Source organism: Rhodoferax sp. GW821-FHT10B06 (genome assembly GCF_059415605.1).
This window is the reverse complement of sequence record NZ_JBWKNO010000011.1, coordinates 125,467-139,470: the sequence shown is the minus strand read 5'-3', so window position 1 is coordinate 139,470 and position 14,004 is coordinate 125,467. Positions and strand designations below refer to the sequence as shown.

Below are 14,004 nucleotides of genomic sequence, written 5' to 3'. Positions count from 1 at the left end.
TGCAAAAACGGTTTTCTGGCACGTGCATCAGACGTCGTACCTGCACATAGCCATGACGCCACACCGTATCCATAAAGCAACACATCGCACTTATTACTGCACAAACGTTTACGCCATCCGCCATGAGCCTGCCTAACTTTCGCACTTTCGACCTCAATCTATTGCGGGTGTTTGATGAAATCATGGCCGAGCGCAGCCTCACCCGGGCAGCGCAAAACCTGGCGCTGACCCAGCCGGCTGTCAGCAATGCGCTGCGGCGCCTGCGTGAAACCCTGGACGACGAGTTGGTGCGCCGGCGCGGCCAAAGCCTGGAGGCCACGCCGCGCGCCCTGGCGTTGTGGCCGGTGGTACGCGAGGCCTTGCGGCAGCTGCAGGCTTCACTGGTACCCAGCGACTTCGTACCTGCGCTGGCGGACAACACCTTTGTGCTGGCCATGGCCGACGCCACGGCGGCGGAGCTGATACCCGGGCTGGTGGACATTCTGGAAACCGAGGCGCCCGGCATCTCGCTGCGCGTGGTGCCACTGACCACGCGCGACCCGCGCAAACTCTTAGAGGATGAGTTGGCCGACCTGGCCGTAGGCTATTTCCCGGCGGTGATGAGCGACCTGACGGCCCGCGCCCAGGTGGGCAAGGCCACGCCGTATGCGCACCAGCGCCTCTACGACGGTCAGTATGTATGCGCCATGCGCAAAGGCCATCCACTGGCCCCCGCCGGCCTGACGCTGGACGCGTTTTGCGCGGCGCGCCACCTGCTGGTGAGCTTTTCCGGCCGGGCTTTTGGCTTTATTGACGAAGCCTTGGCGCGCCAGAAACGCGAGCGGCGCGTGGTACTGACGGTGAACCAATTCTTCACCGCGGGCCGGGTCGTAGTCAATTCGGACCTGCTGACGGTGCTGCCACGGCATTTCGTCAGCGTCACCGGCATGGCCGATGCACTGCAGCTGCAAGAGCTGCCATTCACGGTGCCGGCTGTACACGTCGATGCGCTATGGCACCGGCGTATGGAGCATGACGCAGCCCACACTTGGCTACGCCTGGCTTTGGCGCGCTCCGCCAAAAAGGCGTTTGCGCGCTAAGAAAATGTCAACGCTCTCAGCGCATCACGCTGAGAAAGGCCAGTGCCGCGCCACGCAGTTCGGCGGACTGGTAAGGGTTGGTGCCAGAGCGGGCACCCGCGCTTTCCATCAAATCCTGGGCCACATTGGGCGTGTCTTTGCGGCGACGGATGGCAGGCACGGCTGCGCTGACGCTACGGAACAAGATCTTTTGGAGGAGCAGACTCAACATACAAATACCACCGGACAAACGGTGAAAAACAACAATGCTTGAAGAATAAGGGTTTTCCCTAGATATTCAAGCCCCAAGCTATGCACTTGATGCATAACCTCGTGCAGACCGCCTGTGACTGGCATTTTCTGTGCAGTTATAGACAGGCCCGATCCCGCGTAGACTGGCCCTGCCATGAAGATCCAACTGCTGTCCGACCTGCACCTAGAAACCCACCCAGACTTCGCACCCACGCCCGCGCCAGACGCCGATGTGCTGGTGCTGGCTGGCGATATCGGCTCCTACCAGGCGGGCTCGCGCCTGGACGATAGCGACTTCGGCCTGGCCCGCTTCTCCCCCCTGCCCCAGCACGCAGGCTGGCCCACGCCGGTACTTTTCGTGCCCGGCAACCATGAATACGACGGGCTGGATTTCGACACCGCCCACCAGCGCCTGCGCGCCACCTGCGAACGCCTTGGCATCAGTTGGCTCGAGCGTGAAACCCTGGAGCTGCAGGGCGTGCGCTTCATAGGCACCACGCTGTGGAGTGACTTTGACGCACTCGGGCCGGACGACACAGCCACCGAGGCTACCCTGGGCCAGCAGCTCAAGGCGCGTGACAAGGCCTTTCGCGCCGCCAACTACTATTTGACAAAGAACTCGGCCACCCGCGACGGCCAGCCCATGCTGGCCGATGCCATCCGCGAGCAAGCCTTGGCATGCCAGGCCTGGCTGCGCACGGCACTGGCCACGCCCTTTGCCGGCCCCACGGTAGTGGTCACCCACTTTGCGCCCAGCCTGCACAGCGCTGACCCACGCTATGGGCGCACGCCGGGCACGGCCGGTTTCTGCAATGCCTTGGACGATCTGCTGCCGCATGCGCAGCTATGGTTGCACGGCCATCTGCATGCCCCCAGCGACTACGTGCACCGCGGTTGCCGGGTCGTAGCTAACCCCAGAGGCTATACCCGCAAGAACGAGCAGCTGCACTTCCAAGAGGCGCGCTGCATCCAGCTGTGAACCATGTTTACTATGGTTTTAATAGCTGTTAGCGCTGGTAATACCTGCGCTAACGGGCAATCAGACCATCAAAGCAGGTAGACAGCACCCATTCAATGATCTGCTCGTCGGTGTGCTGGCCGCCGGCCTGCAAAAAGCCCAGCACCGGGTCGCAAGCACGCGCATACAGCGTGTACAACACGGCCACGGCCGGCAGCTGCGGGTTGATCTGGCCGGCGGTTTGCGCTGCCTGTATCCAGCCGCCGAGCTGGTCGCTGACCTGCACCAGCACATCCAGGTAGGCGTTATTGCCCATCAGATTGGCACGCAGGCTGGAGTTCTGGCTGGGTAGCGAAGGCATTTCACCGGCCAGTTGCACCTGCATGGCCCAGCGCACCAGGGCTTGCAGCTTCAACAAAGGGGCATCGGTGGCTGGCAGGGTTTGCAGAAAGTCCCGTGTGCGCTGCAGCACACGCACCATGGCGGCAGCGGCCAGGTCTTCCTTGCTGGGGAAATGCTTGTACAGGCTGGCCTTGGCAATACCCACGCCCAGCGCCACCTCGTCCACCGTCATGGCGTCAAAGCCCTTTTCGGCCAGCAGACGGTTGACTGTCTGCACGATGGCCTCTTCACGGGCCTGCAGCATCTGTTGCTTAAAGGAAATTTTGGGTTGGGGGGAAGAGCGCATACCGCATTTTAAGTGCAGATGCACAAAATAAGAACTATGGGTCTATTGTTAGACCCACAAGTCACTAAACACAATATGCGTACAACAGATATTCGAAAAATTCAGCCATATTATCTTTAATTTTATTTAAAAGTCGATTGTATCGACGCATTTATATTTCACTACATATACCATTTGTACCCATTGCATACTTGCTTGTGAATCCAATGTACCTAGCGGGTTTTCTAGCGCTTTATCTGTGATTTAAATCTGGGGCGGGCTGACAAAATTTAATTGCCCGTCCATCAACCCAGAGGATCACCATGCAAATCAGCAATGCAACCACCTTTCCCGCCAGCACTGCCAAAGCGTCTACGGCAGCCTCCAAAAACTCCTCCATCCATGAAAAAAGTGCGAAAGCATTTAGCGCGGCCACTGCCGATGCCATGGGTCTGGCTAATTCGGCGGGCACAGCGGCCAAAACCCTGAACAGCAGCGCCGTAAATACCGTGAAATCGGCGGCAGAAAATGCCACATCCACTGTTGCAGAAGGCGCCAAAGAATTAAAGAGTGCCTATAACAACATGACCAACGGTATCAGCAATGCCGCCAGCAACGCAGTACAGGCGGTAGAAAATACCGCAAAATCCGCGGTCGATAGCACGGTAACCCTGGCCAATGAAAGCGTTGACGGTTTAAAAACCGCCTATAACGCCACCGCAAAAGGTATTGGCAAGGTTGCCAGCGCCGCCGCCGAATATACCCAAGCGGGCATATCGAACGCCACGCAAGTCGTCAGCGCATTGGTTTAGTCCACAGCCCGGCAATACCGAGCCAGGAGAATATTCTGTTTAAGTCCTATTGCCTGCGCGGGGTTGCGGTTGCAGCGTGTTTGCTGCAAACCGCCTGCTCCATATTCTCGCCCGTACCGCTGTTCGAACTGGTCAAGGCTTCGGGCACAGCCGCCAGCACGCTCATCACGGTCGGGCCCAGCAAGGCCAAGGACACGGTCTACCACATCCATCCTACTTTCGACAAAGTGTGTATTGAATTCAACCCGCAATCCCAAGCGGTGGAAATTCTGCCCGCGGTGCAATCCGAATTGCGTTTGCACCAGATAGAAAGTCGGATATATGAAGCTGGTACTGCTCCCGGCAACTGTGAAATCTGGCTGAATTATGTGGCTTATGTGGAGTGGGATATTCCACCATTTACAAACGACTATAAAACCTATTTAACCAGTACCACGCTGACATTGCGTACGGCTGGTGGCAAGGTTTTATCCAAGAGCAGTTATGCATTGGACCCAACTTATGGCATGGGTAAATGGTCTTCCACACGCAGCAAGGTAGCTCCGGTGGTTACTGCTTTACTCACCGGTTTTGAAAACTAAATCCTGAAAGATTCATATGGCACAGACTATCTATCGCGTACACGCATATTTGATGGCGATATTTGTATTGGGCGCGCTAGGAGCCTGCGCCGGATCGGACAGTATTGTCCCGCCACCCGTACGGGTAACGGCTTTGCAGCAGCCCATGGATATTGAGCCTGTTGCCACCGGTGCGATATTCCGTTCGAATATGACGGTAACCTCCTTATTTTCAGACCGCAGAAAGCCGACCAAAATCGGTGATGCCCTGAAAATCGATATTTCCGAAACCCTGAGCGCCACCAGCGAACAAACCAGCAATACCAGCAAGGAAACCAAGCTGACACAAAAAGGGCCGGGTTCTGAATCCAACTCCCTGGGCAGCATCCTCAAGGGCATCATGAACGTGGACGCAACTGCCTCGGGCACCGACACGCTCAAGGGCTCGGGCACCGCCGGCAATAGCAGCAAGTTCAGCGGCCGATTGGCGGCGGCAGTGATCAACGTCATGCCCAACGGCTACCTGCTGGTGGCCGGCGAAAAAAGCATCGTGTTGAACAACGGCATGAGCACACTGCGCTTCTCTGGCGTGGTGAACCCGTATGACATTACCGCGGGCAATGTGGTCGCCTCTGGCGATGTGGTGGATGCCAAGCTGGAACTGGTCGGCAAGGGCGATGTGCAAGACGCTACGTCCCGCAACTGGATGCAGCGCATTCTGGCAAAAAGCCTGAGTTTTTGGTAGCCAGTCCCCTGGGCTGCGGGCAGGCTACCGCAGGCAGCTCTACCTGAGCCCAAGCCTTATTGCAGCGAGGCAGCCGCCGCGTCGGTCAGCGCGGCGCTCAAGGTGTCCAGCACCTCGGACTGCAGATTCCAGCAGTGCCAATAGAGTTGGATCAACAGTGCCTCTTTCGGAACCAGATTGACCAGTTCCCCCTGGGCCAACAAATCCAGCACCAGCAACTCGGGCACCACGCTGATGCCCCAGCCGGCGCGCACGGCACGCACCTGGCCTTCAGAACTGGGCACGAAGACCTGGCGCAGAGACACCCGCTTGAGACCGTACTGCTGGCTGACAAACTCGCGCTGCATATCATCCTTGCGGTTGAAGGCGACAAATGGCACGTTGCGGAAGTTGTGCGCCGTCAAGCCATGCGGCAAGTGACGGCGTGCATATTCGGCCTGGGCCACGGCCACATAGCGCATGGCACCCAGGTGCACCACCTTGCAGCCGCGCAGGGCCTGTTTCAAAGTGGTGACGCAGCCCAGCACCTGGCCTTCACGCAGCCATTCCTGGGTGAAGTCCTGGTCATCGGTGATGATCTCCAGTGGCAAGCCCTGCGCCACCACGCCCTGCAAGGCGCCCATGGCCCAGGTGGCGATGCTGTCGGCGTTGATGGCGATCGACACCCGCTCCTCGTCGCGCGCGCCACCGTTGATGCTGGGCGCCAGCTCCTGCATGTCGCGCTCCAGATCGGCGCGCAGCAGGCGCAGCTGCTTGGTGTGTTTGATGAGCAAATGGCCGGCGGCCGTGGGCTTGAGCGGGCGGCTGCGCACCACCAGCACGGTGCCGGCCTGCGCCTCCAGCGAGCGCAGGCGCTGCGACACCGCAGACTGCGTGATGTTCAGCCGCTGCGCCGCACGCTCGAAGCCCCCCTCTTCCACAATGGCGGCAAGGCATTCAAGGGCGTCGGGGTCAAAACTGCTCATGGAAGGCGAATGTACCTTAGGAGCCTAGCCGGTATGTGTACGACCGCTAAATCCGTTGCCGTAGCGGGCCAGGCTCAGGCCCTCCATGCTGATGTCCGGCTTACGCTGCGACAACAGGTCAGCCATCACACGGCCAGTGCCGGCTGCCATGGTCCAGCCCAGCGTACCGTGGCCGGTGGACAGGTGCAGATTGGGGTACGGCGTTTCGCCCAGCACCGGCGTGCCATCGGGCGTCATGGGGCGCAGGCCGGTCCAGAACTCGGCCTTGGACACATCGCCGCCCTTGGGGAACAAGTCGGTTACCACGTGGTTCAGCGTGTTGCGGCGCTCTTCATGCAGCTCCAGGCTGTAGCCAGCCAGCTCGGCCGTACCGCCCACGCGGATGCGGTCACCCAGGCGGGTCACAGCGACCTTGTGGGTTTCGTCCATCACGGTGGACTCAGGCGCGCAGGCCGCATCAGTGATCGGCACGGTGATGGAATAGCCCTTCACCGGGTACACCGGCAGGTTGAAGCCCAGCGGCTTCAGCAGGACGGGCGAATAGCTGCCTAGCGCCACCAGGTAGCTGTCGGCCTGCAGCAGGCCCACGCTGGTATGCACGCCGGTGATCTTGTTCCCATCGGCGGCAATGCGTTCGATATGCACGCTGGAGCGGAATTCCACACCCAGGGCCTCGGCCATCTTGGCCAGGCGGTTGGTGAACTTGAAGCAGTCGCCGGTTTCATCGCCAGGCAGACGCAACGCGCCGACGAACTTTTCCTTCACCAGGGCCAGCGCCGGCTCGTGTTCCAGGTAAGCCTCGCGGTCCAGCAGCTGGTAGGGCACGCCGTACTGCTTCAATATTTCGATGTCCTTGGCCGTGCCGTCCAGCTGCTTCTGGTTGCGAAACAGCTGCAGCGTGCCCTGGCTGCGCTCGTCGTAAGCAATACCGGTGTCAGCGCGCAGCTGCTTCAGGCAGTCGCGGCTGTACTCGGCCAGGCGCACCATGCGGCCCTTGTTGACCTGGTAGCGTGCCTCGGTGCAGTTGCGCAGCATGGACATACCCCAGCGCCACATGCTCGGGTCCAGCAGCGGGCGTATCACCAGCGGGCTGTGGTGCATCATCAGCCACTGGATCGCCTTCAGCGGCACGCCCGGCCCGGCCCAGGGCGCCGAGTAGCCGGGCGACACCTCACCCGCATTGCCGTAGCTGGTCTCCAGCGCGGGGCCGGGCTGACGGTCCACCACCGTCACCTGGTGTCCGGCCTTGGCCAGGTAGTACGCGGTCGTGGTGCCTATCACCCCGCTGCCCAAGATCAGAACTTTCATGTGGCGCTCGCTTTGTGAGAAATTGAAACTTGTTGAAATATAAGTTGACCTAATCCAGAACACCATGGTTTATTAGAAACTCTAATTCTGAATTAGGGTCTGTTGTGAGATGCTTGCAGTTCCAGAGACAACGGCCCCGCGCCGCAAGAAACACACCATGCCCAACACCCACCTGCTCATCAACGGCCAGTCCGTCCCCGCCAGCTCCGGCGCTACCTTCGAGCGCCGCAACCCGCTAGATGGCAGCATCGCCACCAGCGCCCCCGCCGCCACAGTACAGGACGCAGTGGCAGCAGTAGAAGCTGCAGCCGCCGCCTTCCCTGCCTGGTCGGCCACCGGCCCAGGCCAGCGCCGCGCGCTGCTGACCAAGGCCGCTGCCGCACTCGAAGCCAAAGCCCCGGCCTTCATCGCCGCCATGGCCGCCGAAACCGGCGCCTCGGCGATGTGGGCCGGCTTCAACGTGCACCTGGCCGCCGGCACCCTGCTGGAAGCCGCATCGCTGACCACACAGATCAGCGGCGAAGTCATTCCGTCCGACGTGCCGGGCAGCCTGTCCATGGGCGTGCGCCAGGGCGCTGGCGTAGTGCTGGGCATGGCGCCGTGGAACGCGCCGGTGATCCTGGGCGTGCGCGCCGTTGCCGTGCCGCTGGCCTGCGGCAACACCGTGGTGCTGAAGGGCTCGGAACTCTGCCCCGCCACCCACGGCCTGATCATCGAGGCCCTGCAAGAGGCCGGCCTGCCGCCGGGCGTGGTGAACTTCATCACCAATGCGCCAGCCGATGCGGCGGCGGTGGTCGAAGCCATGGTCTCGCACCCCGCCGTGCGCCGCGTCAACTTCACCGGCTCGACGCATGTGGGCAAGATCATCGCCGGCGTCTGCGCCAAGTACCTGAAACCGGTGGTGCTGGAGCTCGGCGGCAAGGCGCCACTGCTGGTGCTGGACGACGCCGATCTGGACGCGGCCGTCAACGCCGCCGCCTTCGGCGCCTTCGCCAATTCGGGCCAGATCTGCATGTCCACCGAACGCATCATCGTGGACGGAAAAATCGCCGATGCCTTCGTGGCCCAGCTCGCCGCCAAGGCCGCCAGCCTGCCGCTGGGCGATCCGCGCAAGGGTCCCGTCGTCCTCGGTTCGGTGGTCGACATGAGCACCGTGCAGCGCTGCAACGCGCTGATCGATGACGCGCTCGCCAAAGGCGCGAAGCTGCTCTGCGGCGGCAAGGCCGACAGCACCTTGATGCCCGCCACCCTGCTGGACCACGTAACCCCGGCGATGAAGATCTACAGCGAAGAATCCTTCGGCCCGGTGAAAGCCATCGTCCGCGTCAGCGGCGTCGATGCGGCCGTGGCCTGCGCCAACGACAACGCCTACGGACTCTCCAGCGCCGTGTTCGGCCGCGACATTGCGCGCGCGCTGCAGGTCGCCGGGCGCATCCAGTCCGGCATCTGCCACGTCAACGGCCCCACGGTGCACGACGAACCGCAGATGCCCTTCGGCGGCGTCAAGGGCAGCGGCATAGGCAGCTTTGGCGGTGCCGCCGGCATCGCGGCGTTCACCGACCTGCGCTGGGTCACGGTGCAGACCACGCCACGGCACTATCCTTTTTGAGGCAAGTTATTTACTATAAAAACCGCTGCTACCGCATATATTTCCTGCGGTAGCAGCTGCATTTTTCGTAGCAAATTTTTCCCTGACTAGGCCGCCAGCAACATGGCGAAGTAACCAAACACCGTCAACAAGATGCCAGACACCGCGTAGGCCACCGGGAAGCCTATCCACGGCACGCTGCTGCCTATCTCCTTGGCGGCCTCGCGGGCCGGGCCGGAGTGGCTGCGCGCACCGGCCACGCCGCCCATCAGCACGGCGGGGTTGATCTTGAAGACATGGAAACCAATCGCCCAGACGATGAACGGCGGAATGGTGCAGGCCACAAAGCCCAGGGCGAATATCTTCAGCGCAACCATGCCGTTGAGCTGTGACAGCAGATTGGCCCCAGCGTTCACACCCACGATGGCCACAAAGAAAATCAGGCCCATGTCTTCCAGAATGTTGCGCGCAGCGTTCGGCGTGTTGCCGAAAAAACGCACCCGCGACACCAGCGACGACACGATGATGCCCGACACCAGCAGGCCACCCGCATTGCCCAGGCCGACCGACGCACCGAAGGCGGGTACCTGTATCTGGCCAATCAGCAGCCCCAGAATCATGCCCAGCGACAGGGTCAGCAGGTCGGTCGCGGTGCTGGGCCGCGCCACTTTGCCGATCAGCGCCGCCGCCTGGTCTATCGCGCTGCCCAAGCCCACCAAATGCAGCACATCCATGCGCTGCAAACGCGTCTCCAGACCGATGGGCAGGGGCGCGCCGCCGCGCTCCAGGCCCACCAGCTGCACCTGCCCGGCAATCGGTGAGCGGCTGAACTCCTTCAGCGCCTTGCCCACGACGTCGCGGTGCGTGACCAGAATCTCGGCCTGGTCCAGCGGGATGTTGAGCGCCCGCGCGTCGGGCACCTCGGGGCCGATCAGGCCCATGTGATCGGTCAGCGCGCCCAGGCTGCCGCCCAGCGCGATCACATCGCCCAGCTGCAACACCAGCGCCGGGTCGGCCCCCAGCAGGTCTTTGCCGCGTTCCACGTTCTCGATCTGGTACTGGGCATAGCGTGTGCGGAACTGCGCGATGCTCTGGCCGTTCAGCGCGGGGTTGACCAGGCGGTAGGCACGCAGGTCGAACGGGCGGTAGCCGCTGAGGCCAGCGTCGTCCACGTTCGGCACGCCGTGTTCCACCTCGTAGGTCTTCGCGGCGCTGCGCGCGTCCACACCCCACCAGCGCGGCAGGTATTTGCAAATCAGGATGATGCCCACCGTACCCCAGATGTAGGTGATGCCGTAAGACAGGGCAATCATCGCTGTCGCGGCCCCCGCCGTGGTACCCGGCGGCAGCGGCACCACGCCGGAGGTGATGGCTTGCTCGGCCGAGCCTATGGCCGCCGACATGGTTTGCGAGCCCGCCAGAATGCCGCCCGCCGCGCCCACCGGCAAAGACAGCCAGCGCGTACCCAGCACCACGATGCCCAGGCCCAGGAAGGAGGATAGAACGGCCAGCACGGTGAACTTCAGCCCGTCCCCCTTCAGGCTGTTGATGAACGACGGCCCCACACGCAGGCCCACGCCGTACATGAACAGGTAATAAAACAGGCTCTTGGTGAAGTTGTCCAGCTCAAAGCGCACGCCATACGCCGCGCCCCAGGTCGCCACACCGCAGCCCATCACAATGGCCGCCGCCACCGCGCCCAGGCCATAGCCCTTGATGGTGCCGCGCCCCACCCAGACGGACAGCCCCACCACCAGAAACAGCAGGATGTAGGGGTTCTTCTGCAGAAAGGTCAGAAATGCGACCATCACGCTGCGGCCAACACGCGCAGTTCCGGCTCAGCGAGCGCGCCGTGGCTGAAGCTGGGGCCGGCCTCGGAACGCAGCACCGGGTTGTTCTGCAAAAAGTCGATGGCCTTGCGCAAGTCGTCCAGCAGCAGGGCGATCAGGTCGCGGCTGACGCCGTGGCGCACCAGCACGCGCTGCACCACCACGGTCTGCCGGTCTGAAGGCAGCGGGTACGAGGCAATCTGCCAGCCGCGCATGCGTACCCGCTCGGACAGGTCGTACAGCGTGAAGCCATGGTCCACACCGTCCTTCAGCTTGTAGCAGACCGCAGGCAGGCCGTTCTTACCGTCGTACACCAGCTCCAGCGGGCTGAACTTGGCGATCTCTTGCGCCAGCCACTGTGCGGTGTCGGAGCAGGCCTGCTGGATGCGGGTGTAGCCGTCACGCCCCAGGCGCAGAAAGTTGTAGTACTGGGCAATGATTTCGCCACCGGGCCGGCTGAAGTTCAGCGCGAAGGTCGGCATATTGCCGCCCAGGTAGTCCACGTTGAAGATCAGCTCCTGCGGCAAGTCGGCCTTGGCACGCCACACCACCCAGCCCACACCCAGTGGCGCCAGGCCGTATTTGTGGCCCGACGCGTTGATGGACTTGACCCGGCTAACGCAGAAGTCCCACTCCAGCTCGCGCTGGATGAAAGGCGCCACAAAACCGCCGCTGGCCGCATCCACGTGGATGGGAATGTCCAGCCCCAGGTCGCGCTGCAGTGCGTCCAGCTCGGCCGCCAGCGCCGCCACGGGTTCATAGACACCGGTGAAGGTCACGCCCAGCGTGGCCACCACGCCAATAGTGTTCTCGTCGCAGTATGCGCGCAGGTCGGCCGGCTGCAGGCCCAGGACGTCGCCACGCAGCGGTACTTCGCGCATCTCCACGTCGAAGTAGCGGGCAAACTTCTTCCAGCAGATCTGCACCGGGCCGCAGACAAAGTTGGGTTTGTCCGTTGGGAGTCCGGCCGCTTCGCGGCGCTTCTTCCAGGCCCACTTCAAGGCCAGGCCGCCGAGCATGGCGGCTTCGCTGGAACCGGTGGTCGAGCAGCCTATGGTGTCCCAGGATTTGGGTGCATGCCAGAGGTCGGCAATGATGTGCACGCAGCGGTTTTCGATCTCGGCCGTCTGGGGGTATTCGTCCTTGTCGATCATGTTCTTGTCGAGCGCGTCGGCCATCAGCTTTTGCACCTCGGGCTCGACCCAGGTGGTGCAGAACGTGGCCAGGTTCTGCCGCGAATTGCCGTCCAGCAGCAGCTCGTCGCGCACCAGGTTGTAGGCCGCGGAGGGCGCAGTGGAGTGGTCGGGCAGGCGGTACTTGGGCAGGCGCCGCTCGGAGGCTCCGCTGGAATACACATCCTCGATGGAAAGGTCGTGGGACTCGGCAGTCTGGTACAGGGCCATGGGGGTTACTCGGTAAGGGAGATCAAGAAAAAGTTGCGCGCAAGGCGACAGGGCGCCTTGGCGTTCGGAGAAAGCGTGGGGAGGTGCGGAGCTTCAGGCAGGCCCGGCGCGCAAGGCGGGCATTGCCGGCAGGTTGAAAAACCGATGGGCTAGTAGGGCACCGCCATGCAGGGCGTCGCCAGGCACCGGCTTAATGTGTTCCTCAACACCGGGCAATGCAAGGTTTGGGCGGGCCTGCGAGCCAATTTGGCGCTTGTCCGACAGCACGGCGGTGCGCAGTCCTACGCTGGACGGTTTCTCAGTACAAACTAGCTTTGGCGCAGGTACTATCTGCGCTGGAAGCTATCACTTTAGGAGCAATTTGTTAGTCTGCCGACGGTGAAGGAACGGATCGTAGAACTGGGTGGCGAGGCGGCGCCGATGACGCCCGCCGTGTTTGGGACCAAGGCGCATGAGGATACGGCGCGGTTTGGCAAGCTGATTAAAGATCGACGGATTTTGGGGGATTGAGGGGGGAAAACTTACAGTTAAAGTCGCCACGTACCGCAGCCCTTCGCGGCATGTATCACATTGGGTTTTCACAAAATGAATGTCCGCGACTTATTTCCTGCTGAAGGCACTCACCGAGATATCTACTGCGACAAATGCTCCACTCACCTCGAGCTATCGTTCTTTGACTTTGATGACGATGTCTCTGGAGTCCATATTCGTGTCGAAGGCCTTCCTAGGCTTCGCTGCCCATCTTGTGAGTCAACTTTTCTCCCGGACACGTCTCGCTTTGCGCTCATTGAGACGCATCGACAGGCAGTAGAAAAAGGATCTTTTGCCGTCAACGTAGTTCGTAAGAAAACAAACAAGAACTTCGGCTTTACCACGGTGCCATTCCAGTACGACTCTGATGACTACTACTACATCCCCGGCCTCTTGCGCCAGTTCGACCCGGGCTTCCTAACCCCGGTCTTCTTCAACAAAGAAGTACTACTCAAATACGATTCACATCCATCCTACCGAGTGGACTTTGCCTCCCGAACGTACGGAACCATTCGCCAGAATGATTTCGACGTCGCCTTCGGAATTAATCGCAGCGGCAAATTGGTGATGTGGCTCGGAGATATAGCGACGCTCCCCGAGAACGAACAGTTCTACTTACGTTCTGAAAATGTCTCATCCGATCACTCTATCGGCTCAGAGTTTTATGACGGACAAATTGAGTGCAAGTTCACCGAAAAACCCCCGGAGGATCTATTGTTCGAGCAACGCTCTTGCTTCCTCGAAGGATTCTTCGCCAAATTCGGAGAGAAAGCTGCGCACCTAGAAAAAGAAGTCCTAGATCTAGCCATATCAATCAGACGTCCAGTCGTGGATACAGCACTTGAACGACGACACATCGCAGACTCATTGAATAAGGTCTACCTGGAGTCACTAGACAACAAAGCACTTGGTCGAGCAATGGAATCGCAGGGTCAACAGCCCGGAAATCTAGGTAGTCTTAAACGCCTTGAGAAAATATTAGGATCGCTAGCGCCACATAGCGACGCTCCCCGCACGATGGCACCACTGTTTGTTCTCTACGACCTACGCGTTGCTTACTCGCACTTGGGCTCGATGGAAGGACAAGCTGAGACTCTGCGTAGCGTAATAACTAGATTGGGTTTGACAGCAGAAACAGTCGATCTGTTTGAAATTTATGACGCTCTTGTAAAGCAACTACGGCAAGCCTTCGAAAAACTCGCCGTCGCCCTGCGGTAACTTCAAATCTGTCGATCGGGAGGATCGTTCAATGAGCTAGTCCGGTTTCCACCTAACTTGTAAGCTAACCTCACCACACGCGCTTCCCCCTGCAAACTCAGCAACACAAA

14 protein-coding genes are annotated in these 14,004 nt (G+C 60.8%); 8 read left to right on the top strand and 6 right to left on the bottom strand.

The annotated features are described in order from the left end of the window. Nucleotides 1-122: 122 nt before the first annotated feature. The gene (locus AC07O2_RS17595) at nt 123-1,079 is read left to right on the top strand and encodes a LysR family transcriptional regulator (RefSeq protein WP_495077043.1); all 957 of its coding nucleotides are present in this window, start codon (nt 123-125) and stop codon (nt 1,077-1,079) included. Nucleotides 1,080-1,095: 16 nt separating this feature from the next. Here AC07O2_RS17595 and AC07O2_RS17590 read toward each other — a convergent pair whose 3' ends face one another. Next, nucleotides 1,096-1,290, bottom strand: coding sequence for a hypothetical protein (locus AC07O2_RS17590; protein WP_490591676.1), 195 nt, complete (start codon nt 1,288-1,290; stop codon nt 1,096-1,098). 174 nt (nt 1,291-1,464) lie between these two features. Here AC07O2_RS17590 and AC07O2_RS17585 point away from each other — a divergent pair, with 174 nt between their 5' ends. Continuing rightward, the gene (locus AC07O2_RS17585; protein ID WP_495077042.1) at nt 1,465-2,289 is read left to right on the top strand and encodes a metallophosphoesterase; all 825 of its coding nucleotides are present in this window, start codon (nt 1,465-1,467) and stop codon (nt 2,287-2,289) included. Nucleotides 2,290-2,338: 49 nt separating this feature from the next. On the opposite strand, the gene AC07O2_RS17580 is transcribed toward AC07O2_RS17585, so the two are convergent. Continuing rightward, the gene (locus AC07O2_RS17580) at nt 2,339-2,956 is read right to left on the bottom strand and encodes a TetR/AcrR family transcriptional regulator (RefSeq protein ID WP_495077041.1); all 618 of its coding nucleotides are present in this window, start codon (nt 2,954-2,956) and stop codon (nt 2,339-2,341) included. Nucleotides 2,957-3,258: 302 nt separating this feature from the next. On the opposite strand from AC07O2_RS17580, the gene AC07O2_RS17575 reads away from it, so the two are divergent. The 3 genes from AC07O2_RS17575 (at nt 3,259) to AC07O2_RS17565 (ending at nt 5,052) form a co-directional block, all read left to right on the top strand. Beyond that, the gene (locus AC07O2_RS17575) at nt 3,259-3,747 is read left to right on the top strand and encodes a hypothetical protein (RefSeq protein WP_495077040.1); all 489 of its coding nucleotides are present in this window, start codon (nt 3,259-3,261) and stop codon (nt 3,745-3,747) included. 80 nt (nt 3,748-3,827) lie between these two features. After that, complete coding sequence (locus AC07O2_RS17570; RefSeq protein ID WP_495077039.1) at nt 3,828-4,328, top strand: cell division protein FtsI; 501 nt, start codon at nt 3,828-3,830, stop codon at nt 4,326-4,328. 145 nt (nt 4,329-4,473) lie between these two features. Then, a complete protein-coding gene (locus AC07O2_RS17565) occupies nt 4,474-5,052 on the top strand; it encodes a flagellar basal body L-ring protein FlgH (protein ID WP_495077038.1) in 579 nt (192 codons plus the stop codon). Between the two features lie 56 nt (nt 5,053-5,108). Here AC07O2_RS17565 and AC07O2_RS17560 read toward each other — a convergent pair whose 3' ends face one another. Together AC07O2_RS17560 and AC07O2_RS17555 are read right to left on the bottom strand one after the other, a co-directional pair. After that, nucleotides 5,109-6,017 (bottom strand): LysR family transcriptional regulator ArgP, encoded by a 909-nt coding sequence (locus AC07O2_RS17560; protein WP_495077037.1) that lies wholly within the window; start codon nt 6,015-6,017, stop codon nt 5,109-5,111. A 24-nt stretch (nt 6,018-6,041) separates the two neighbouring features. Beyond that, nucleotides 6,042-7,325, bottom strand: a complete 1,284-nt coding sequence (locus AC07O2_RS17555; protein WP_495077036.1) for a D-amino acid dehydrogenase — start codon at nt 7,323-7,325, stop codon at nt 6,042-6,044. A gap of 157 nt (nt 7,326-7,482) precedes the next feature. Between AC07O2_RS17555 and AC07O2_RS17550 the strand changes: the two genes are divergently transcribed. Continuing rightward, complete coding sequence (locus tag AC07O2_RS17550) at nt 7,483-8,934, top strand: aldehyde dehydrogenase family protein (protein ID WP_495077035.1); 1,452 nt, start codon at nt 7,483-7,485, stop codon at nt 8,932-8,934. 86 nt (nt 8,935-9,020) lie between these two features. Here AC07O2_RS17550 and AC07O2_RS17545 read toward each other — a convergent pair whose 3' ends face one another. Further along, nucleotides 9,021-10,721, bottom strand: a complete 1,701-nt coding sequence (locus AC07O2_RS17545; protein ID WP_495077034.1) for an aspartate:alanine exchanger family transporter — start codon at nt 10,719-10,721, stop codon at nt 9,021-9,023. Further along, nucleotides 10,721-12,145, bottom strand: a complete 1,425-nt coding sequence (gene gad, locus AC07O2_RS17540) for a glutamate decarboxylase (protein ID WP_495077033.1) — start codon at nt 12,143-12,145, stop codon at nt 10,721-10,723. The genes AC07O2_RS17545 and gad overlap by 1 nt, the downstream gene beginning before the upstream one ends. 378 nt (nt 12,146-12,523) lie before the next feature. Between gad and AC07O2_RS17535 the strand changes: the two genes are divergently transcribed. Then, nucleotides 12,524-12,655 (top strand): hypothetical protein, encoded by a 132-nt coding sequence (locus tag AC07O2_RS17535; protein ID WP_495077032.1) that lies wholly within the window; start codon nt 12,524-12,526, stop codon nt 12,653-12,655. A 75-nt stretch (nt 12,656-12,730) separates the two neighbouring features. After that, nucleotides 12,731-13,894: a hypothetical protein gene (locus AC07O2_RS17530; RefSeq protein WP_495077031.1), complete on the top strand. Its 1,164-nt coding sequence runs from the start codon at nt 12,731-12,733 to the stop codon at nt 13,892-13,894. Nucleotides 13,895-14,004: the final 110 nt, after the last annotated feature.